Source organism: Reichenbachiella sp., assembly GCF_039941815.1.
Taxonomy (GTDB): Bacteria; Bacteroidota; Bacteroidia; order Cytophagales; family Cyclobacteriaceae; genus Reichenbachiella.
In genome coordinates this window covers 126,553-148,051 of sequence record NZ_JBDVDW010000076.1, presented here as the reverse complement: position 1 = coordinate 148,051, position 21,499 = coordinate 126,553, and the positions used below count along the sequence as shown (strand labels likewise).

Genomic DNA, 21,499 nt, shown 5'->3' with positions numbered 1-21,499 from the left:
CGAGTGTGTCCACCTCTTCCCATTCCGAACAGAGCAGTTAAGCCACTCAGCGCCGATGGTACTACGGTAATACGCGGGAGAGTAGGTCGTCGCCAGATTTTATCAACAAACCCTGATTATTTATTTAGTCAGGGTTTTTTTATGCTCCATCCTTACTACAATAATACCAATAGCCCGCTGTCTGGCACTTCGACAACTCTATCGCCAGCACAACAACAACAAATAACAACCTAGCCAGTGACACTTCTCGACTAAGCCCTAATAACTACCTGATCAGAACGCTCAGCCAAAGGCTCCAAATCATCCATATTCACATAATGTATCTTGATCAGGGACACGACCTCGACCGACATAAAATCAAACTCTTCTACTAGCTTGCCTTTGATTTCATATACACCCTTTCCCCGAAAGGGATATTGCCTCAGGGAGGGCGGGAAATGTACAGTGTCTATAAAATCACCCGCCTCATCGATAAAGGTACCGAAGCTCATATTTTTACTATCTGATGTCTTGGTCTGTTTACGTGTCACCATATAGCCTAACATAGTTACTAATTGATTTTTGTGTTTGGCCATCTCATGGGCCAAAATAATGTTATCACGTGAGTATTCCTTTATCAGACCGAAAGGATCTTTGAGAGGGAAGTGGAGAATTTCCATTTCATCAAAGCCGTCTTCTCTTGGATCATAATATAACGTAGGGAGTTTATATTTTTTTGCTCTGGTTTGAAATAGTGTAGGTGCAGCATACTTTGAGTCCTTTGATAATAGCAGGTGCGCATGCCACAGGAGTTTCTTTTTATTAGGCTCTATAGTTTTGAAAGCCCCTACTCTGATGAGTATTTTGAGTTGTTCGAGGGAGATATTTACAGAATCAGTGAAATGCTCTAAACTTCTAAAAGGCCCATGGTCTTCTCTCTTATTTAGAACTTCAATAATCGTTTGAGCCTCTATTTCATTCACGGTGTGAAAACCGAGATAAATAGTTTTCCCTTTAATAATAGACTCATTTTGAGAAGTGTTGATACATGGGGCTTCAATTTTTGCATCATGCATTCTTGCTTCGTGTATGTATAAATCAATGCCATAAAAACCACCCCCATTATTAATGACACCTACAAGATATTCTAAAGGGTAATGCGCTTTTAAATAGAGGCATTGATAACTCTCAATCGCATAAGATGCAGAATGCCCTTTTGCAAAAGCATAGCCGGCAAAACTCATGATTTGGTACCATATGTCATTCGTGAGCTTTTCGCTATGTCCCATTTTTTTACAACTAATGAAAAATTGCTTTTCGACTTCTTTAAACTCATCCCTAGATCGATATTTACCTGACATACCACGGCGGAGTCTATCTGATTCACCCAGTGTAAGGCCAGCAAAGTAATGTGCTACTTTGATTACATCTTCCTGATAGACCATGACGCCATAAGTTTCAGGCATGAGGTCAGCTAAAATAGGATGAGCGTCATTACGTCTTTCGGGAATCCGAAATCTGAGAATATACTCACGCATCATACCAGATTTGGCTACGCCTGGTCGGATGACCGAACTGGCAGCTACAAGCCCCAGGTAATTGTCGGCATGCAGTTTTTTCAAAAGCATGCGCATAGCTGGGGACTCTACATAAAAGCAACCTATTGCACGCCCGTTTCGAAGCAAGGACTTGACTTTACTATCTGCAAAATTTTTTTTTGTATCATGAATATCAATTTCGCTATCATTCGGATTATTATACTTGATTATTTCCAAAGCATCTTTGATTTTACTCAACCCGCGTTGACTTAAAATATCAAATTTGAAAAGGCCAGCATCCTCAGCTTCGACCATATCAAAATGAGTAATGGGAAAACCTTTAGGAGGCATACTAGTGGCCGTATAATGATAGATAGGCTGCTCCGAAATAATAATGCCACTGGCATGTACACTCAAATGACTAGGGATTCCATGCATGAGGAAAGCATACTTAAGAACCGAGCGGGCAAGGCCGTCATATTTTTTTATTGCTACTTCGAGATGATCTCTGTCAATCGCTGACAACAAACTGATTTCGTGGGGAGGGAGTCCACATACTTTTCCAAGCTCGCGTACAGCTGCTTTGAATTTGAAAGTGTTATAAGTAGCTAGTAAGCACACTCGGTCATAGCTGAATTTTTCGAAAATATACCTGGTAATATCATCCCGATCCCGCCACGAAAAATCGATATCAAAGTCGGGCGGATTTTTACGATAGAGATTGATAAACCGTTCGAAATAGAGGTCAAGCTCTATGGGGTCTACATCCGTAATTCGAAGAAGATAGGCCATGATGCTGTTAGCTCCACTTCCTCTCCCAACATAGAAATACCCCTTCTTCAGTGCATAGTCAATGATATCCCAATTCACCAAAAAATAAGAGATAAATCTCTTTTGCCTGACGATTTGTAACTCTGTAGCCAGGCGTTTATATATTTTGTAATTTGAGTTAGGATATCGGTATGACATACCCTCAAGGCACTTGCGTCGAATAAGTTTATAATCTTCTTTGTCGGATCCAGTATACGTCTTGAGATTTTTATGAGGGTATTGATCACCAAACTCAAAATGGATATGGCAGCTGGCAATGATTTTTTCTGTATTTTCGATAAGTTGAGTGTTGTTTTCATAGATATTTAATAATTCAGACTTGGAGTAAATCAGGTCTGAGGGAGAGCCTTCTTCCTGCTTGGGCAACTTGCTGAGCAGGGTGTTGTTGTCTATAGCACGTAGCAGTCTGTGGATATTGAAGTCTCGTTTGTCTCTGAATGTAACTGTTGGGAATAGGACAAGTTTTTTGAGATGATCTTTCCATTTCGAAAAAGGAACTTTTAATATCTCTCGTGGTGATACGCCAATGTACTCATGGGCTAATAAACGATGAGTGAGGCAAGATAAAAATGGATATATCACATAGACATTTTCGAATGCTGGCGCCTGACTGGGGATTTCAGTGCCATGGTGTAAATGCTTTGATAAGAAAATATTAATTTCCTGAAAACCTGCATTGTTTTGGGCAATGGCGACAAATTGCTGTTTCGTACCATTTCTAAAATCTACTCCCAAAATAGGAGATATATCATGCTTAGCCGCATCTCTCACAAATTTTAGACATCCGGCTGTACTATTGATGTCAGTGAGTGCAAATGCTGAAATGTCTCTGCTTTTTGCCTCTTGCAGCAATGTGTCAATGGACATGACTCCATACTTGAAACTGAAATATGAGTGAGTGTTGAGATACATTTTTATCTACGCTTTTAGTCCATAGTCATAGTTTTTGTCGGGCATGTAACGATCTAAGTTCTTCTGTTAGCTAATAGTGGGGGCGGTTCACCATTAAATGGGTTAAACCTACTGATTGTGCGAGCTTCAATCCCTGAAGCACGCATGACTTTCCTATCTCCATGTTTATCTCTCATCTTATCCATCGCCTGATACAAGCGAATGGCTTCTTCACTATCTTCAAATAGGTTGATCTGATAATAGCCTTCTGCGAGATGACTGTATCGAACGCCAATTAGCCGGACCAGTAGGCGTTTATTATATAGCCTGTCAAACATCTCCATGATTTTTGGAATCAGAATGTGGTCCGCGGATGTATAAGGAATTTTATTTTGAAGAGTATAGGTGTTGAAGTCTGAGTATCTAACCTTGACGGTGATACAGGCTGTTAGCTTTTGACCCCTTCTGAGCTGAAAGGCCAGATTTTCGGCCATAGCCAGCATGATGCTTTTGAGCTTGCGCACATCTGTGGTATCTCGGTCGAAGGTACGTTCGGTAGAAATAGATTTTCTTTCGTGATGAGGAATCACAGGCGTGTTATCAATGCCTTGAGCCTTTTTCCACATGGTAATCCCATGCCGACCAAAGGTTCTTTCCATGAGTTCTACAGGCATCTCCTGGAGGGTGCGAATGTAGCGGATACCCAACTGACGGAGAGACTGATAGGTTTTGTCTCCTACCATGGGGATTTTCTTAACAGAAAGAGGAGCTAGAAAAGATTTTTCCTGCCCATAGGCCACCTGCAGTTGATTATTGGGTTTGATTTCATTGGTGGCCACCTTAGATACTGTTTTATTTTGAGATAGCCCAAATGAGATAGGTAGGTGAGTTTCTTTGACTATTTTTTCTTTTATATCGGAGGCCCATTGCATGCAGCCAAAAAAGTGATCCATACCAGAGAGGTCAATATAAAACTCATCAATGGATGATTTTTCAAACAGGGGTACATTCTCTTTGATGATGTCTGTGACAGCCTGTGACATCTTGGTATAGAGTCCGGAGTTTCCCTTTATAATAATAGCTTCGGGACAAAGCTGCCGAGCCATCTTCATTGGCATAGCAGAATGAATGCCAAAAGCCCGAGCTTCATAACTGCACGAAGCCACTACCCCACGATCCGATGTCCCACCGATGAGCACCGGCTTATGGAGTAGTCGACGATCATGCAATCGCTCGCAGGAGACAAAAAAGGTGTCCAGATCCATGTGCACAATGGACTTTTGGTAGCTCATATTCTTTTAAAGTTTTTAACAAAAATACTAAATAATATAGTAATAACTAAAATAATTAGTAATTTAGAGCAAGCAAAACCAGTGTAATTATGAAGTATCCTCAGGAGTATCAGATTGTTTTTTCGCTTCCAGCCATTGTCAGAGAGGAAATCTCAGTGTTCAAAAAGTGTTTTGAGGAGCGTTATGGATATGTCGACGAATTGCATACTGCAGGGCATATCACTGTCGGCAATGTAATTATACCCTCAGGTATTGAAGAATCATTTTTTACCAAATTGCTTGAGACGATAAGCGAAGTTGAAAGCTTTAGTTTCACCATAGATGGTTTTGATGCTTTTGCTGATTCACGTACTATTTTTGCCAGATTGGAAGAATACGGAAACTTTGAAAAACTTACCGAAGCGTTTAAACAGACAGTAATTCTGTATAAACTAAGGAAGTCAAGCCGAGTGGTAAGAACCCCGCATGTGACTATCGCAAAGGGGCTCGAACGCCGGATATTCAATAAAGCCTATTGCTTTGAATACTCCTTCAAAAGTTACACCAGAACTTTTGATGCGTACGAGCTTACTATTCTTAAAAGAACAAGTCCTGAGCGTTCGTTTGATGTATTCAAAAAGATGCCACTCCTGGACTTGTATCCTGTTTATTCATGATTCAATGCATCCACTGGATTGGAGTGAGTGGCGAAGGCTTGAAAGTGGGGAGAGAACTTCATTCGTAGCTATAAGTGGTAATAGGGTTTTCTCCGTTTTTGACGGTCGACCATAAAAACCCATACTTCTCTTCTTCAGGCCAGTTATCTGGATATTTAACTCTAAAATAGCCCCCGATAGTTGATTCCATACCATCTTGATGTCCTCCACCCATACTTAACCCCATATCCGTTGCTGCAAAATCATTATCCTCAAATTGAGCCGATAAAAGTGTAATCAAGGCGCATATACTATTTGTTAGATTTTCGAATGTAGCCCTTTCAAATTCTGTATGTCTATTATGTTTTGTCTTATTATATGCGTTCCACCATGGTAGCCTTGAGTCATTTTCCCATGCTTCAAATGGTCTTCTAATGTTCTGAACTCCATTCCAAACAGGCAATTTTACTTCATAATAAGAAAGCCTGTGAGACACATTTACTTTTTTATAATCACTCATTTTCCAGTCACCAGCCTTTGAGTATCCATTTTCCTTAAGAATTGCTACGAAATTAGCTTCAATTTCAATGCATATACGAAGCAGTAATTCATGAATCCTGAATGAATAAGTTGGAAGATTTATATCTGATGGTTCAACATAATCCAACAGGTTTTTAAAATCCTTGAGTATAATTAGAAAGGCTCTCACATAATGCTCTGGAGATTCAGCAAAGTCTTCATGCTGAATATAATGCCATAACCCACCTTGCTTTTTAGCTTCTTTAGTAAATTGTCTAACCGTTCTTTTATATGGTTTTGATAAGCTCATGATTCTTTTTGTGTTAGGTACAAACCCTACATTCAATACGTAACAATTAATCTCTCAAAGGTGCTGTGTGAAGCTGACTGCTGGATGAACCTCGGAGGTATGAAGGTAATTATTTTGGAAGAGGGATCAAAGGGAGGAAAGAGATGGTCTCAAAAAAAGATACGTCATTGCGAACCCGGAGGGCGTGGCAATGACGTACCTTTTTTTCGATAGTCTGTACAGATTCGCAATGACGTGCTAATGTTATTTATTCATGATTCAATGCATCCACTGGATTAGCTCTGGCCGATTTCAGAGTTTGATAACTGATCGTTACCGCAGTCACAAATAATACTACAATACCTGAGTAGGCGAAAGAACTCCATCCTATATCAATTCGATAAGGATAATTTTCGAGCCATTGATTCATAAGGTAGTAGCTCAGTGGCCAGATAATGATAGTCGCTGTGCCCACCAGGATTAGAAACTCCTTAGATAGCAGTTGGATAATGTTGAGCACTGTACTGCCCAATACTTTTCTAATTGCAATCTCTCGGGCTCGCTGAATCGCAGTAAAAGATGACAAACCAAATAACCCCAGACAGCCGACGATAATAGCAAGAATAGAGAAGGCCGCAAAAAGATCTTTAAACTGGCGCTCAGATTCGTAATAGCTATTGAAATACTCATCCAGAAAAAAATAATGAAATGGATTTCCCGCAAAGCTTTTATGCCATTGCTCTTCGATCGCAGTGATGGCTGCAGCAGAATTACTAGCATTTATTTTGATCATGTAGTATTCCGAACCCGTGCCACTCAGATAGACCAGCGTTTTGGGTTTTTCTTCTTTTAGGTTTTCCTGGTGATAATCGGCCATGACCCCTACTATAGATGGGCTCCACCTGAATCGCTCTATTTCTATTCTTTTCCCAATAGCGTCTTCGGGATTTTCAAACCCTAAGGCACGGGAAGCATTCTCGGTAACTATGACCAAGCTGTCCAGGTCATCGCGAAGCTCTTCTGAAAATGCCCGGCCAGCGATGATTTCCATATTCATGGATTCTGCGAAATCAAAGTCCATTCCGGCAACACTCAATGGAACCGCTTCTTCTTGTGATTGCAGGTTAGTGCGTATGGGTGTTTTGAACCTCAATTTTTTCCCGGGTAGGAGTGTTGACCCTGCTACGGAAGTGATTTCAGGCCTTTGTTTTAGTCCAGTTTTAAAGGACTTGACATTAGCAATTCTTACCTGTCTGGAAGTGTCCTGCTTGGGTGGACGTTCTACCACAATGGTTTGACTCATGTCAAATCCAAGATTTTGGCTCTGCATATATTCCATCTGGTCGAATACTGTGGCCGTACCTACAATGAGCGCTACAGACATAGCAAATTGGAAAATAACCAATGCTTTTCTCATGGCAACTCCACCAGAAGAGTTTCGGAGCTTGCCATGTAGCACCTGAATGGGCTTGAACGAAGACAATACGAAGGCAGGATAAATACCCGAAAGCAAGGCTCCTATAAAAACGATACCTCCGACCATGGCCCAGAACCAGGGTTGAGCCCAGATGATATAGCTCAGCGGCGTGCCACTTAGGTTATGGAAAAGATTAGTTGAAAAGAAGATGAGTGCAAAAGCTAGTAGCATAGCCAGACCATTGATCACGAATGACTCTACCAGAAACTGGATGATCAGTGAGGATCTGTACGAACCCATAACCTTTCTGAGACCTACTTCTCTACCTCGATCAAAGGATCTGGCGGTACTTAAGTTTATATAATTGACCCAGGCTATGATCAGAATAAAGAAAGCAATAATCGAAATGTAAAACACACCTTCGCCATTTCCATTTACTTCGGCTTCATCAGTAAGTTGGGAAAATAGATGTATGTCTTGGAGTGGCTGGAGTGACAATAGGTCTTTTGCATTGCGTTCCTGATTTTGTGGTTTAAATTTATCTACTAGCGCGACGAATTGTGATTCCAGCTTTTCAGGATTCGTGTTGGGCATGAGCTGAACATATGTATAGAAATCTTTTCTTTTCCATCCGTTACCATAGCGGGTCTGAGCCCAGCCGTTTCCACTAGTGTCTCTTGTAAAAAGTGTATTGAACGAAATAAGTACATCGTATTTAAGATGGGTATTTTCCGGGACATCTTTGAATACACCTGTGACCTCACAAAGCTCATTGTTGAAATCGTCATCTTCCAACCGTAGCAATTTCCCCATGGGATTTTCATTCCCAAAATATTTTTTAGCCATGCTCTCTGAGATCACAATAGTGAAGGGCTTTTCGAGAGCAGTTTTTGCATCGCCCTGAATCATCTGATTAGAAAACATAGGCAAGAAGGTAGCTTCGGCATACAAAAATTTTCTATGTTTCAGAGCCTGTGGATTTTCTTCTCCATTTTCTGAAGTGATTACCACATTGTTTTTAGAGCCCATATTATACAACTTGGCCGAATTAATTACCTCCGGAAACTCTTCAACTAAGGCCGGTCCGGCGCCAGGATAGTTCTCCGAACTCTTATAGACAAGTTCACCGTTTTGGTAGACATCCAGTTGTACTCGATAGATGTCCTCTTTGTTCTGAATATGATTTTCATAGCTTTTTTCAAAGGCTACATAGTGATTGATCAAAAGAAAGGCCGCTATACCAATGGCGAGTCCGAAAATGTTGATAAATGAATAAAGTCTGTTTTTGAGAAGGCTTCTGAAGGCCACGTTGAAGTAATTTTTGAGCATGATCGTATGATTTGAGATTATTGAGTTTTCATTAATTGATTTCATCAGCGAAGGCCGAAAGAGCTGTAGTACTTGCAATAGATACCGTAGCTCAGGGTATTTCTTTTTGTTTCTGATATTGTATCTATAGATCTCTTCCAGATCTCCAGAGATGTCCAGCCAGTATGCTGGATGACAGTAAAACTTGAAAAATTTCGATGCGATTTTTCTTATCATCCTATTTTGCAGTCAAGGGCTATTTTTGGAATCGAATCCCACAAACTGAGTCTGATTTCCTTGGAGTGTAACAAGGCTTTTTTTCCATAAGCGGTAATTCTAAAAAACCTCTTAGGCTTGCCACCCCGTTCTATGTCCGGTTCTCCCAATTTACTATCGAGAAATCCTTTTCTTTCCAATCGGCGCAACGTGGATTGAAGTGCACCAATACTGACGCTTCTTTTGCCACGCTGTTCGATTTCGGTTTTTAATGCTACACCGTAGGCTTCGTCGTATAAAACGCCAACGGTTAGTAATACTATTTCTTCAAATTCACCTAGTTGGTATTCTTTCATAAGGTAATCTCTTCAATGACTATTATGTAGTATTGGTTTTAAGGAAGATGCACTTTACCCCTCAAAAGTTTCACTTTGAAGAAAATATTTTTGAATTGGTTACCTGAAAAGGCTAAAAAATGGATTCAGATTCGTTTTTTGGAATTTACTCAAATATAATATTCTGAGGTGTGTTTAATTTCTTTAAGGACAAAGGTGGTGTTGAGCACACCGATATTTTCGATTTTAGAGAGTTTGTATCTCACAAATTCGTGATAATCTTCCAGGCTTTTTACATTGATTTTTAGAATAAAGTCAACTTGTCCGGCCATATGATAGCACTCCTGAACTTCGTCTAAATTTTGGATTTGTTTTTCGAAATTGTCAATAAATGCTGCATTGTGATATTGCATGGAGACCTGACACAAGCCAGTGACCGATCGACCAATCAATTCTTTGTCCAGAATGGCCGCGTATCGCTTGATGTAGCCCTTTTTCTCAAGGCTACGAATCCGCTCATAGACTGGAGAGATGGTGAGTTGGAGTCGGGTTGCAATTTCTTTAGCAGTAATTTTTGCATCCTTTTGAAGCATCCTTAGTATGGTCTTATCTATTTCATCCATTACGCAGTAATTTTTCCTTTAGTACTAGATCTGGTTTAAGAGCAAAAATAATAATTATTGAATTGCATGTATACAGCAGCTATTATTATGGATAATATTACGAATGAAAAGGAATTTTTCTAAAATTGTATTGAATTTAAGTATTGAATAATATCTAAAAAACACATAACCATGGGACGAATCCTAGTCATAGGCGCCGGAGGACAGCTTGGCACTGTTCTCACCAATAGGCTTAAGGAAATTTATGGCGAGCATCAAGTCATTGCTTCTGATTTGCGTCCCATTAAAGCATTTACTGGGTTGTTCGAACTTATAGATGCTACTGATTCAGGAAGGATTGAGGAAGTGGTGAAGCAGTATGAGGTCGAAGAGGTCTATCATCTCGCCGCCATACTCTCAGCTAATGGAGAGAAAAATCCATTGGGCACATGGGAAATCAATATGAAAACCCTCTTTAATGTGCTCGAGGTGTCTCGATTGAATGGAGTAAAAAAAGTATTTTATCCCAGTTCTATAGCTGTTTTTGGCAGTGAGGTCGAACAGCAGAATACTCCTCAAGCTTCATTTTTAAATCCCTCCACTGTATATGGTATTAGTAAAGCGGCCGGAGAAAATTGGGCTCAATACTATTTTCAAAAGTATGGCCTGGATGTGAGATCACTTAGATATCCAGGAGTCATAGGATATCAATCCTTACCTGGAGGTGGTACCACGGATTATGCTGTAGATATTTATCATAAGGCGGTCGAAGAAGTGAGTTTTTCTTGTTTTCTGGAGAAGGATACGACTTTACCGATGATCTATATGGATGACGCCATCAGAGCTACAGTGGAGCTGATGCAGGCACCAATAGAAAGCATTAAGACCAGAACTTCGTACAATTTGGCAGGTATGAGTTTCTCGCCAGAGGAAATAGCCGCAGCCATCAAAAAAATCTATCCGAATTTCAGGATCACTTACGAACCAGATTTTCGCCAGCAGATAGCAGCTAGTTGGCCACAAAGCATTGATGATTCACGAGCTCGTGACGATTGGGGCTGGCGCCCGGAATATGACCTGAATACTATGACTGAGGACATGATCAAAAACTTAAAAGCGAAGTATTCAACTTCTAACTAAATCCTTCTTTGTAATTTTGCGTATGCAAAGATGATTTCATGCAAAAAACCACAGCTATCATATTGTCACTTTTTTATTTGCTAATTGCGGCGGATGCGTCCGTGGCGATTCACAAATGTATGGGCTCTATCGAGTCTATTGATTTGGTACAGACGGATAAGGTTTGCTGCTGTGGAGATATGAATAGCGATGGCTGCTGTGAAAATGTAATGGTTGATTTGCCTCAGGATCAGGAAGACAAAGTCATTAGCGCTTATTGTTTCTCCTTTGATCTTGGAGTTTACCAACTTATAGAAGTACCACCGCTGCTACTGCTTGAAAAAGCCAATACCAGCCATATGATTTTTGGTGTTGGAGAAGACCCACCCATTTCTTCTGTTCCGGTATATCTGGAATACTGCTCCTTTACCTTTTACGGTTAATTTTTTTGATGTTCATCCGTTATTTGTGATCCTCTATTCAAAGGAGGAAATCTCGGCGGATATGTAGTACCAGTTCGAGCCTTTGCGAAAGTCAATCTTTTAGGCCCTGGTAGTAGGTCTCAATATCAATCAAAAAAATTTCAAAATGAAAGCACTTAAAAATATATTATACATTATAGTTATGTTGATTGCACCCTTGACGGTGCAAGCCCAGAAGAAAGAGAAACCTATCGTCACCTGCGAATTTGCAGTGAGGGGCGTGTGTGAAATGTGTAAAGCACGCATAGAAGAAGCTGCGTTGATCCGTGGAGTTAAAATGGCCGAATGGGATAATACGACAGGTATTCTAACAGCTGTTTACCGCAAGGATAAAATCTCTGAAAGAGAAATTCATGAAGCAATAGCCGCTGTGGGGCACACTACGGATCAGGTAGCTGCAGATTCTACTGCCTATTCTAAGCTGCCACAATGCTGTGCGTATGATGACGGCGTGAATAAACACTGATGATCATGAAATATACATTTTTGATCCTATTTGTTTTTCTAGGATTAAGCTCCCGAGCGCAATCTTCGGAGGGAAAAGTGCATGGTGAGGTTTATGAACGTGACTCTGAAGGCATACAAATACCTTTGGTCGGAGCGAATGTCTATTGGTTAGGCACTTCGAATGGAGTCCCGTCCAATGCATTGGGTGAGTTCGAGCTGGACAGAGTTGAGGGAGTAGACCAGCTGATTATTAGTTACATAGGATACCGAAGCGACACTATACGAGTGGTTGAAGGTGCTGAATTGCTGGTTGAACTTGTGGCAGACGAGACACTAGATGAGGTGGAAATCGAATATCGACGTAAGACCGTTCAGATCGATTATTTAAACCCACTTAAGTCCGAGCATATCAGCGAGAAGGAATTGCTGAAAGCGGCGTGCTGCAATTTGAGCGAAAGCTTTGAGACCAATCCAAGTGTGGATGTTTCTTTCACAGATGCGGTGACTGGTACACGGCAGATTCAAATGCTGGGACTGTCAGGACCATATACTCAGATCACCAGAGAAAATATGCCTGATGTAAGAGGATTATCTGCCATCTACGGCATGGTCTATATCCCGGGCACCTGGATCGAAAGCATTCAACTAAACAAGGGTGCTGGATCCGTGGTAAACGGATTTGAGAGTGTAGCCGGGCAGATCAATGTAGAGCTTAGGAAACCAGAGAAAAGTGATCGGATATATGCAAACCTTTATGGAAACGAAGGCGGACGATTTGAAGCTAATCTCAACATCAGTCACCCGGTAGGAGAAAATTGGTCCACGGCTGTATTACTGCATACCAAAGCCAATGCCATCGAAAGAGACCGCAACAAAGATGGGTTTTTGGATAATCCTTTAAGCAAGCACTTTATTGGACTTAATCGATGGAAATATATTGGTGAAAATGGTTTGATGTTGCAATTCGGACTAAAATGGACCTATATCGATAATCTGGGTGGCCAGGTAGATTTTGATCGCGATGTGGACAGAGGAACGACTAATGCGTGGGGTATGAATCTGCTGACCAAGCGATTGGAGGGATGGACCAAAATCGGCAAAGTGTATTTAGATCAGCCCTGGAAATCTATGGGTTTACAAATGTCAGCTGTAAATCACGATCAGGACTCGTACTTTGGGTTGAGCGAATATGCCGCAAACCAGCAAAGTTTTTACAGCAATTATATCTACCAGAGCATGATCGGAAATACAGATCACCAGTTCAAAACCGGGACAAGTCTCCAGTATGACAAATATGATGAGCTGCTGAATTCCGAGGATTTTGGACGGACTGAGGTGGTGCCTGGTGCCTATTTTGAGTATAGCTATTCTCTTTTAGAAAAATTTAATGCTATGGCTGGAATTCGAGTCGATCACCACAATCTATATGGTACGTTTATGACCCCGAGGCTACATATGAGATATGCGCTTACAGACAATGCGGTAGTTCGAGCCTCCATGGGTAGGGGTCAACGTACGGCGAGTATTTTTGCCGAAAACATCGGGGCCATGGCTACTTCACGACAGTTGATCGTAGAGGGGGATAACAGCAACAAACCTTATGGTCTCGATGCTGAAGTAGCTTGGAACTATGGTATTAATTTTACCCAGGAGTTTAGATTGGACTATCGAGACGGCAATTTTAGTTTGGAATATTATCGTACTAATTTTGAAAATCAAATCGTAGTGGATTATGATCAGAGTCCACAACAGTTGCATTTCTACAATCTATCCGGGCAGTCTTACTCCAATAGCTTTCAAGCTCAAGTGGACTATGAGCTGGTCAAGCGATTGGATCTGCGGATAGGCTACAGATGGTTTGATGTGAATACCACTTTTGGAGATGTCAGCAGGCAAAAGCCCTTGATTTCGGCTCATCGAGCCTTTCTAAATCTAGGTTATGAATCACGAAACGATTGGAAATTTGACTACACCTTTAATTGGCAGGGAGAAAAGCGGATACCTTTTACCGGAAGCAATCCAGATGAATACTTACTCCCACAAAATTCACCAGATTTTTATTTGATGAATGCTCAGGTCAGTAAAGGTTGGAACGATCGCTTTGAAGTGTATGTGGGTGTGGAAAACCTTCTTAATTATAAACAGGAAAACCCTATTCTGGCAAGTGAAGATCCATTTGGCGACTACTTTGATAGTTCATTGGTTTGGGGACCAATATTTGGAAGAAACGCCTATTTGGGCCTTAGGTATAGAGTGAAATAGCTCATCATAATGGAGTGCCTGAATAGACCCCAATCAAGGGCTTCCGTTCAGGCATTCCTTTTTGTAAAAAAGCCTGCTAACTGTAGGTTTGGCACCACATCAAACCCAAGTCGGCAGGCTGAAAACTACTATTTTTTTGTCAATCTCCACTGATTTGAAAACAGCTTAGTACTGGATTTTGTTAGTTTCAGAATAACTCTTCATCACCATAAAAATGACCTGAGTGTGATTCAATTTTCATATGCTCACTTCATTTACTACGCCATGCAATGCTGACCTTTGTCAGCGGTGAGAATTTGATCAGATGATTGACTAGAAGCCAAATGCAATACTATAATCTTATCTGAACAAGCTCAATAGGCTTTTACACTTGATTAGTGTTCGAGAGTATTGCCTGGGGTGGGTAATTACCAGTGCGTAATTAGTCACCTCCCGAGACTAATGATTCCGTAGAACTTTTAAACCAAATTTCACCAAACCAACCGTATTTTTAGCGCCAGCCTTAAGTAGCAGATTCCTTCTGTGTCCATCCACTGTTCGGACGCTTACGAAAAGTTGATCGGCTATTTCGCGATTTGATTGCTCCGCTATGATTAGCTTAAGCACTTCTATTTCTCTTTTGGTCAAAATGTTGATCGTATTCCCGTTAGCAGAAAATTCCATTTTGGAAGGAGTTTCGCTATCTGATTCTGTTTTTATGATGACTTTTTCGAAATAGGAGTTGCCAATTGTCACGCAATCGAGTGCTTCGATGAGTTCGGTTTTGCCATTACCTTTGGACAAGTATCCGTTCGCTCCGGCATCTAATATCTTCATCATGTACAGTTTGTCGATATACATGCTAAGCACTAATATTTTCACTTTTTGATTCGCCTTTCTGATCATGCGAATACATTCCAAGCCATCCATCTTAGGCATTTTGATGTCCATTATTATAATATCAACAGGCTGAACCTTAAGACGGGAGAGGGCTTCCTCTCCATCACAAGCTTCTGAAATCACTCGATAGTGCTTGGATTCGTTGAGAATGGACTTGAAGCCATCCCTGACCAATTTGTGGTCATCGACTATTAGTATTGACATTTTCATCAAAACGACTTATGATTTTGGATACGTACTGTACTGGATATTAGGGCCGAAATATGCAGGCAAAACAGAGCCTACAAGGGGAATAAATATTAGTGAGGGAATATTGAATAAATAAATCTAAAGAAGGAAATTTCTTTAATTGTAAAACTAGAAAATGCCCCTATTAATCCCAATAGGTGTTTCTACCCGATTTATTGATTTTTTTCGTGGCCAACTAGGTAATACTACCGATGTGTGTTTGGTGCAACACCGACTAGCTCATTTTATTAATTATCGAATGGTTACTTCACCACAAGCTTAAATCCGACCCCATGGTAGTTTTCTATATCGACTTGTTCATCTTTTCGAAGGTACTTTCTTAGTTTGGATATAAACACATCCAGACTTCTACCCTTGAAGTAGTCGTCATCTCCCCACAAAGCAATCAGCAATTCTTCTCTTTTGACAAGGATACCTAATCGATCTGTCAGATACTGCAATATTTCCGCTTCTCTACGGGTTAGTTTTTGTTGAAAATTACCCATGCTCAGCGTAAAACTATTAGGGTCGAACTGATACCTTCCAATAGTGCCATGCAGTACGCCAGTAGATGGTGATGCGGTGCCTCGTCTTAGAAAAACTTCTATCCTATAGATCAACTCTTCCATCGAGAATGGCTTGGTGATATAATCATCGCCACCTAATTTGAAGCCTTCCAGTTTATCTTCCTGCATGCCCTTGGCGGTAAGAAAAATGATAGGGATAATTTTGCTTCTTTTGCGAATTTTTTCAGCTAGGGCAAAGCCATCTAATTTGGGCAACATTACATCCAGAATGCAGAGGTCGTAAGATCCCGTATCAAAATCTCTAAGACCCGCCTCTCCGTCGCTACTAAGCTGAACGGTATAAGATTTATTTTCCAGGCTGTCCTTGATTACAAAACCCAAACTTTCATCATCCTCAACTAATAATATTTGCTTGCTCATTGATTCTTAGGGATAGTGATGGTAAACGTAGTTCCATTTTCAGTGCTGTCAACTGAAATCTGTCCATGATGCGCTTCTATTATCATTTTCACATAGTACAGTCCCAGCCCAAATCCTTTTACATTGTGAACATTGCCAGTTGGAATACGGTAAAACTTCTCGAAAATAAGAGTCAAGTCTTTTTTCTCAATGCCCTGACCATTGTCTTGTATGGAAATGACATAGTTGTCATCTTGGATAGTAGTATTTACAAATACTTCAGGATTTCGTCCATTATATTTCACAGCGTTGTCCAGTAGATTATATATGATGTTAGTCAGATGAACCTTGTCTGCTTTGATGATCAAAGGCTGAGTGCCGGGCTCGAAGTGTATGTTGCCGCCTCCCTTCAAATTGATACGTGTACTTTGTATAGAGTGACCTATGAGCTCATTCAGATCAAATTCTTGTAACGTCAGAGAAATACTGTGCTTTTCTACGGTAGCCATTTGTAAGACCCGATCGACCTGATTTTGCAATCTTGTAGCCTCCTTTTTTATGATGTTGGCATACTGAGTGAGCCTTTCTGGCTGGCCCAGGATGTCAGGAGACTGTAGTACTTCCGAAGAGAGTGCTATGGTCGATATTGGTGTTTTGAATTCATGGGTCATATTATTGATAAAATCCTTCTGAATCTCGGAGAGTTTCTTCTGCCTAAAAATTGCAAAAAGTGTATAACTAAAAAACACTACTACGATGACCAGAACCAATGAGGAGAAACCCCATATCCACATATCGCCGACCAATGTTGAAGTTTTTTTAGGAAAATAGACACCGAAATAATAAGCGTCCTTGTTGAGCTTAGGGAATTGAGAGGAAGCGGGTGCTGAGGTTTCATTCTCTTGGAGATTGACATATCTACCATAGACCATTTCACTATTAGCGCAATCGAAAACGCCATATTCGAAGTCTTCTGTAATTTCTCTTTTTTGAAATTCACTTTTAAGTACGGCTTCCAAAATGCCGGGGGCAATCTTGTTGTTCAGATTTACAACAAAGTAGTTTGAGGACAGCTGCTCTATTGGGTCAGGCAATATCTCATTTTGGTTGATCTCACAGAGAGTGGAGGTGACATTCAGCAGGGCCAGATTTACGTTGTGTTCGAATTGTTTGTTGCGCAGATCGAACGCTTTTCCCATCCAGAAAATCTGTATGAAAAGAATGCCGCTAATAGATACAGCGGCAAGTAACACTACTAATCGAAACGTTTTTCTATTCATTGTTCTGTTTCACCTTTCAAAAGACCTTATAATATTACGAAATTTCGTTTAATGGCCTTGCTTTAACATTACATTAACAATTGATAGGATTCTATTAACACAACCTCCAGAACTGACGGTTCATCTTTGAGAGATAATTTTTTTTGAACTTAAACCATAATAAGATGAAAAAGTATCTTGCATTTTTGACATTGGCAGCAGCGTTAGTGTCTTTCAATTTTGTAATGAAAAGTGACAACCCTGTATCTGCAGTTATGTCTTGGAGTACAACGGAGGTTGATTTTGGAAAAATTGAATTGAACAAACCGGTAATAGCGGAATTCAAGTTTCAAAACACAGGAACTACACCCTTGTTGGTAGTATCCGCCCAGGGTTCATGTGGCTGCACAGTGGCTGATTTTACGAAGGGTGAAATAGAACCAGGTGCGTACGGTGAAGTGACTGCTACCTACAATGCGGCGAAAGTGGGTGTTTTTAACAAAACAGTAACCGTTAACGCCAACACCAGCACAGGACCCATTACTCTAAAAATCCAGGGAGAAGTAGTCGCTAACTGAGTGTAAGCACATAAAACATTCATGAGATTGAGAGGAATTCGCCTACTGTGATGAAAGTCGTTTACACTAGTGAACTATACTAATAAACGATATGCAGTAGTAGAATTCCTCCAAATGATTGAACCAGGATGAGGTCTGGATGCTCACAAGGAAAATGTGGTAGCCCAATTCGCAGTGTTGATATTGAGATAGAGACGCTCACTTTTGGTGCTTTCACTTGGGATCAGCTTACAGGTTGGCTTCAAAACCATGGAGTAACTTATAATGCCACGGAGAGCATCAAGGTTTATCGCCGGACGACTCCGTGAAAACCGGCTTACTATGTACCAGAAGAATACGCTGAGATTACTCGATAAAATATTCATGCATTCAATACTTCTGTTTTGCTCATTGAGCCAACAATATGAGAAATACTGTTCACAAGACTGTTTGGCTTAAACAAGAGTTAGATTGACATATTTTAATCTCTCATATGACGGTAGAAAAAATTGATATATGAAAAATGGCTAGGCTAATTCAACCGAAATTAGGAGTAAGGTAAGTGCACTTCAAAAAATAATTCGCGAGTATTTGATATTCGTGTGGTTTGTATTGACAATTAGATTCTTTTTGAACGAAGTACATGCGATCAATGGAGTTGAACCTTCGATATTCAATTTTTAGGATTGGAGGAAGGACTCTTGCATTACGTGAGTATGGCTATGAATTCGGTTCTTATCCTAATAATTCAGGCTCTTTCATGCAAGAATGTTTTTGTGTTATGCTAAGATTCCTCTCAAGGCTCTCAAATTATACTCTTTGTATTTTATATGAAGGGGCTTTGTGTCCTGCAAAATCAATAGTATTTCATGTAGAACCCAAGTGTCCATTTGGTGAAATTCGACTAGCCATGTCCATTTCCCATGTTGCAGAATTTTGACTTTTTGTTAATGTGAATTTGTTTTGATATGCCGATCGACATCTGCTAAAGAAGGCAGCTCTGATTATTATGTTTCTCTTTCATTGCGGTTTGTTGATCAAGTAATTGGAGTTGTATAATACTTAAGTAATTAATATGAAAACAGGTTATTTTAGTACCTTGATTTTCGGCAAAACAAACGCTATATGCAAAGAACATTTGTGCTATTTATTCTAATTTTTTCTTATTACGAAGGGATGAGTCAAGCCGAATTCTTGAAGGAAATGGATTTCCATAAAAATGTCTTTGATCAAGGGTTTTCCGAAATTAGTACGAATTATGATGATAGTAAATATTTGAGTTCCGATGATTTTGATGAGTTGATGACATATGCCATTGAAAGGCAAAAAATTGGAGATCATTCATTGGCAATTAGTTTGCTAAAAAAGGCAAGGGTTTTATATGAAGAACATTTTGGGGGACTCAGCAAAGTGCATAGATCAATTAATCAAATTAATCCTTATCCTGATTATTTAACTGGACTAAGTTATTATTGTCTATATAAAATTGATAGCGCCATATTTCACTTCAAAAGGGCAATAAATAATGGTGTGTTTTTCTCAGAGCCATATGTCGAATTGGGCAACATATTCCTCGAAAAAGAGCAGTTTGATTCTGCAAGATTTTACTATGAGAGAGGATACAAAATTGATCCCACTTCTGCATTTTTAAATCATAATTTGGGTCTGGTGTACTTAAGAGAAGAAAACGCATCAATTGCGCATAAATATTTCCTTAAAAATATTGGGATTAATCCAAAATTTCAGCCTTCCTATGTATTAGCAGCTAGTATTTATGAAAGTAGAGGTAGTTTTCATATGGCTGAAATGTTTTATTCTAAAGCAATAATATTGAGTGAAACAAAAGCTGATAATCTGATTGCACGTGGTTATTATTACTTACGAAGAGAAGAGTATGATCGTGCGTTGCGGGATTTTCAATTAGCTCATGACAATGTTCCATTAAACTCAGATGTAATATGGCAACTCGTACTTCTAGAATTAAGAAGTAAAAACTATATAAGAGGAATGAATTTAATTTCTGAATTGTCAATATCCAAACCTATCGTAATGGATAAACTAAGGTATAAAAAAATGGAATATAGCGATGCAGAGATTGTTGCACTGCTGGACTTGCATGAAATAGGTAATTTCATTGATGCTGAAAAGATTTTACTTGGCCAACTTCTTAGCGAAGTCTTTTTCAATAAAAGAAATGGCACTTATCAATCTGCTAATGAGTTGATAAAAATTTACCCAGATTCAGAATTAATCAACAGGGTCTGGCTTTATTCCAAATCATCGATCTATTTAGGTGCGCATTATACTTCGCTCCAATTGACTAATAATTATATCGTTAAAATTGATAGCGTACTCGATAAATTCAAGCGGCCTGAAATCCTTTTGCTCAAAGGAAGTATTTGCCATAGATACGGTGATTATTCCTGTACAATTGACCAGATGGATGAGGTAATTAACCTTGACTCAAGCTATGCGGTTGCATACTATTACAAGGGCGAAGCATGCATGAAATTAAGAGAATATGACAGTGCCATAAGGGCCTTTTCAAAGGCAATAAGTTTAGTCCCAAACTATTTGAAGGCGCGAAATGTAAGAGGTAATACGTACTTTAAAATGTCACTTTATGACAACGCAATTCAAGATTATAGAGAAGTTTTGAAATCAAGTGAATTTCACGGATGGCCATACAATGATATGGGATTATGCTTTAAGAAACTTGGTCTTTATGATAGTGCATTAATCTATTTTAACAAGTCCATTGAGGCTAATAACGAGAATGCAGTTGGGTATACGAATAGGGGAGACCTGTTTTCCGAACATAACCAATATGAACGCGCATTAAGAGATTACAACAAAGCCTTGGATTTAAATCGAGATTATTATCTAGCAAGAGAAAAAAGGGCCGATTTATTTTTTATACACGGCGAGGTAAAAATGGCAGTAAATGACTACATAAAAACCTTAAGATTCTTTCAGCAAGAAAAATTTCGGATGAGAGACAGAGGTAACGCTCATTTAATACTGAAGAAGTATAAAAAAGCTAATAACGACCTCATTGGAATTTGCGGGAAGGATTCAATCGACTTTTACAAAAGATTAGAATCGGAGTTCGTGAAAGAGTATTCAGCCAATTACACAGACATAGGTCTAATAAAATACAACCGAAAGGAATTCGAACGGGGTAGAGAAGTTTTGTTAATTGCACTTGAGATAAATAGTAGCAATGTTGAGGCTTTAGGTTATTTAGCTAGGATGGAGCTTTTCGATAAGAACTGGAAAAAATCAAAAGAGTTGTACAGACAATTCAAAAGCAGAGCAACAGAAAAAGAAATTAGCAATGCAGTTTTCCTCTTAGAAAGAGAGAAATCAGACAAAGAAATGGAACCTCACGTAAAGTACATTCTTGAGGAAGTTTTAAGTGTAAACTAAAAAAGCCACTCATTTGAGTGGCTTTGAAGTAGTCCGTAGGGGACTTGTTATATATCTTA

General features: G+C 39.7%; 16 protein-coding genes and 1 rRNA gene. 8 read left to right on the top strand and 9 right to left on the bottom strand.

The genetic code is table 11. The annotated features are described in order from the left end of the window. A 5S ribosomal RNA gene (rrf, locus tag ABJF11_RS20560) occupies positions 1-98 on the top strand; the annotation flags it as partial. 153 nt (positions 99-251) lie between these two features. Here the strand turns inward: rrf and dnaE are convergent. Together dnaE and dinB are read right to left on the bottom strand one after the other, a co-directional pair. Beyond that, positions 252-3,260, bottom strand: coding sequence for a DNA polymerase III subunit alpha (gene dnaE / locus ABJF11_RS20555; protein WP_348122175.1), 3,009 nt, complete (start codon positions 3,258-3,260; stop codon positions 252-254). A 53-nt stretch (positions 3,261-3,313) separates the two neighbouring features. Next, the gene (gene dinB / locus ABJF11_RS20550) at positions 3,314-4,531 is read right to left on the bottom strand and encodes a DNA polymerase IV (RefSeq protein WP_348122174.1); all 1,218 of its coding nucleotides are present in this window, start codon (positions 4,529-4,531) and stop codon (positions 3,314-3,316) included. An 89-nt stretch (positions 4,532-4,620) separates the two neighbouring features. Between dinB and ABJF11_RS20545 the strand changes: the two genes are divergently transcribed. Next, on the top strand, positions 4,621-5,187 hold the full coding sequence (locus ABJF11_RS20545) for a 2'-5' RNA ligase family protein (protein ID WP_348122173.1): 567 nt from the start codon (positions 4,621-4,623) through the stop codon (positions 5,185-5,187). A gap of 58 nt (positions 5,188-5,245) precedes the next feature. Here the strand turns inward: ABJF11_RS20545 and ABJF11_RS20540 are convergent, their stop codons facing one another. The 4 genes from ABJF11_RS20540 to ABJF11_RS20525 form a co-directional block, all read right to left on the bottom strand. After that, positions 5,246-6,031 carry a hypothetical protein gene (locus ABJF11_RS20540; protein WP_348122172.1) on the bottom strand — a complete coding sequence of 262 codons (786 nt, stop codon included), beginning with the start codon at positions 6,029-6,031 and terminating at the stop codon, positions 5,246-5,248. 211 nt (positions 6,032-6,242) lie between these two features. Beyond that, on the bottom strand, positions 6,243-8,936 hold the full coding sequence (locus tag ABJF11_RS20535; RefSeq protein ID WP_348122171.1) for an ABC transporter permease: 2,694 nt from the start codon (positions 8,934-8,936) through the stop codon (positions 6,243-6,245). Then, the gene (locus ABJF11_RS20530) at positions 8,933-9,271 is read right to left on the bottom strand and encodes a helix-turn-helix transcriptional regulator (RefSeq protein WP_348122170.1); all 339 of its coding nucleotides are present in this window, start codon (positions 9,269-9,271) and stop codon (positions 8,933-8,935) included. The genes ABJF11_RS20535 and ABJF11_RS20530 overlap by 4 nt, the downstream gene beginning before the upstream one ends. A gap of 149 nt (positions 9,272-9,420) precedes the next feature. Beyond that, a complete protein-coding gene (locus ABJF11_RS20525) occupies positions 9,421-9,873 on the bottom strand; it encodes an Lrp/AsnC family transcriptional regulator (protein WP_348122168.1) in 453 nt (150 codons plus the stop codon). A gap of 171 nt (positions 9,874-10,044) precedes the next feature. Between ABJF11_RS20525 and ABJF11_RS20520 the strand changes: the two genes are divergently transcribed. From ABJF11_RS20520 to ABJF11_RS20505, 4 genes are all read left to right on the top strand, one after another. After that, positions 10,045-10,992: an NAD-dependent epimerase/dehydratase family protein gene (locus tag ABJF11_RS20520; RefSeq protein ID WP_348122167.1), complete on the top strand. Its 948-nt coding sequence runs from the start codon at positions 10,045-10,047 to the stop codon at positions 10,990-10,992. 38 nt (positions 10,993-11,030) lie between these two features. Beyond that, complete coding sequence (locus ABJF11_RS20515; protein WP_348122165.1) at positions 11,031-11,414, top strand: hypothetical protein; 384 nt, start codon at positions 11,031-11,033, stop codon at positions 11,412-11,414. Between the two features lie 145 nt (positions 11,415-11,559). Continuing rightward, on the top strand, positions 11,560-11,919 hold the full coding sequence (locus tag ABJF11_RS20510; RefSeq protein WP_348122164.1) for a cation transporter: 360 nt from the start codon (positions 11,560-11,562) through the stop codon (positions 11,917-11,919). Positions 11,920-11,924: 5 nt separating this feature from the next. Beyond that, complete coding sequence (locus tag ABJF11_RS20505) at positions 11,925-14,162, top strand: TonB-dependent receptor (protein WP_348122163.1); 2,238 nt, start codon at positions 11,925-11,927, stop codon at positions 14,160-14,162. 438 nt (positions 14,163-14,600) lie between these two features. Here the strand turns inward: ABJF11_RS20505 and ABJF11_RS20500 are convergent, their stop codons facing one another. The 3 genes from ABJF11_RS20500 to ABJF11_RS20490 form a co-directional block, all read right to left on the bottom strand. Beyond that, positions 14,601-15,251 carry a response regulator transcription factor gene (locus ABJF11_RS20500; protein ID WP_348122162.1) on the bottom strand — a complete coding sequence of 217 codons (651 nt, stop codon included), beginning with the start codon at positions 15,249-15,251 and terminating at the stop codon, positions 14,601-14,603. A 281-nt stretch (positions 15,252-15,532) separates the two neighbouring features. Beyond that, positions 15,533-16,216: a response regulator transcription factor gene (locus ABJF11_RS20495; protein ID WP_348122161.1), complete on the bottom strand. Its 684-nt coding sequence runs from the start codon at positions 16,214-16,216 to the stop codon at positions 15,533-15,535. Next, positions 16,213-17,475 carry a HAMP domain-containing sensor histidine kinase gene (locus ABJF11_RS20490; RefSeq protein ID WP_348122160.1) on the bottom strand — a complete coding sequence of 421 codons (1,263 nt, stop codon included), beginning with the start codon at positions 17,473-17,475 and terminating at the stop codon, positions 16,213-16,215. The genes ABJF11_RS20495 and ABJF11_RS20490 overlap by 4 nt, the downstream gene beginning before the upstream one ends. A gap of 164 nt (positions 17,476-17,639) precedes the next feature. Here ABJF11_RS20490 and ABJF11_RS20485 point away from each other — a divergent pair, with 164 nt between their 5' ends. Both ABJF11_RS20485 and ABJF11_RS20480 read left to right on the top strand, forming a co-directional pair. Further along, positions 17,640-18,032: a DUF1573 domain-containing protein gene (locus tag ABJF11_RS20485; protein WP_348122159.1), complete on the top strand. Its 393-nt coding sequence runs from the start codon at positions 17,640-17,642 to the stop codon at positions 18,030-18,032. 1,104 nt (positions 18,033-19,136) lie between these two features. Continuing rightward, a complete protein-coding gene (locus ABJF11_RS20480) occupies positions 19,137-21,440 on the top strand; it encodes a tetratricopeptide repeat protein (protein WP_348122157.1) in 2,304 nt (767 codons plus the stop codon). Positions 21,441-21,499 lie beyond the last annotated feature (59 nt).

Excerpts from the sequence above, each read along its gene's own strand:
- dnaE (WP_348122175.1), bottom strand. The coding sequence starts at position 3,260 with ATGTATCTCAACACTCACTCATATTTCAGTTTCAAGTATGGAGTCATG.
- dinB (WP_348122174.1), bottom strand. The coding sequence starts at position 4,531 with ATGAGCTACCAAAAGTCCATTGTGCACATGGATCTGGACACCTTTTTT.
- ABJF11_RS20545 (WP_348122173.1), top strand. The coding sequence starts at position 4,621 with ATGAAGTATCCTCAGGAGTATCAGATTGTTTTTTCGCTTCCAGCCATT.
- ABJF11_RS20535 (WP_348122171.1), bottom strand. The coding sequence starts at position 8,936 with ATGATAAGAAAAATCGCATCGAAATTTTTCAAGTTTTACTGTCATCCA.
- ABJF11_RS20530 (WP_348122170.1), bottom strand. The coding sequence starts at position 9,271 with ATGAAAGAATACCAACTAGGTGAATTTGAAGAAATAGTATTACTAACC.
- ABJF11_RS20525 (WP_348122168.1), bottom strand. The coding sequence starts at position 9,873 with ATGGATGAAATAGATAAGACCATACTAAGGATGCTTCAAAAGGATGCA.
- ABJF11_RS20520 (WP_348122167.1), top strand. The coding sequence starts at position 10,045 with ATGGGACGAATCCTAGTCATAGGCGCCGGAGGACAGCTTGGCACTGTT.
- ABJF11_RS20515 (WP_348122165.1), top strand. The coding sequence starts at position 11,031 with ATGCAAAAAACCACAGCTATCATATTGTCACTTTTTTATTTGCTAATT.
- ABJF11_RS20510 (WP_348122164.1), top strand. The coding sequence starts at position 11,560 with ATGAAAGCACTTAAAAATATATTATACATTATAGTTATGTTGATTGCA.
- ABJF11_RS20505 (WP_348122163.1), top strand. The coding sequence starts at position 11,925 with ATGAAATATACATTTTTGATCCTATTTGTTTTTCTAGGATTAAGCTCC.
- ABJF11_RS20500 (WP_348122162.1), bottom strand. The coding sequence starts at position 15,251 with ATGAAAATGTCAATACTAATAGTCGATGACCACAAATTGGTCAGGGAT.
- ABJF11_RS20495 (WP_348122161.1), bottom strand. The coding sequence starts at position 16,216 with ATGAGCAAGCAAATATTATTAGTTGAGGATGATGAAAGTTTGGGTTTT.
- ABJF11_RS20490 (WP_348122160.1), bottom strand. The coding sequence starts at position 17,475 with ATGAATAGAAAAACGTTTCGATTAGTAGTGTTACTTGCCGCTGTATCT.
- ABJF11_RS20485 (WP_348122159.1), top strand. The coding sequence starts at position 17,640 with ATGAAAAAGTATCTTGCATTTTTGACATTGGCAGCAGCGTTAGTGTCT.
- ABJF11_RS20480 (WP_348122157.1), top strand. The coding sequence starts at position 19,137 with ATGCAAAGAACATTTGTGCTATTTATTCTAATTTTTTCTTATTACGAA.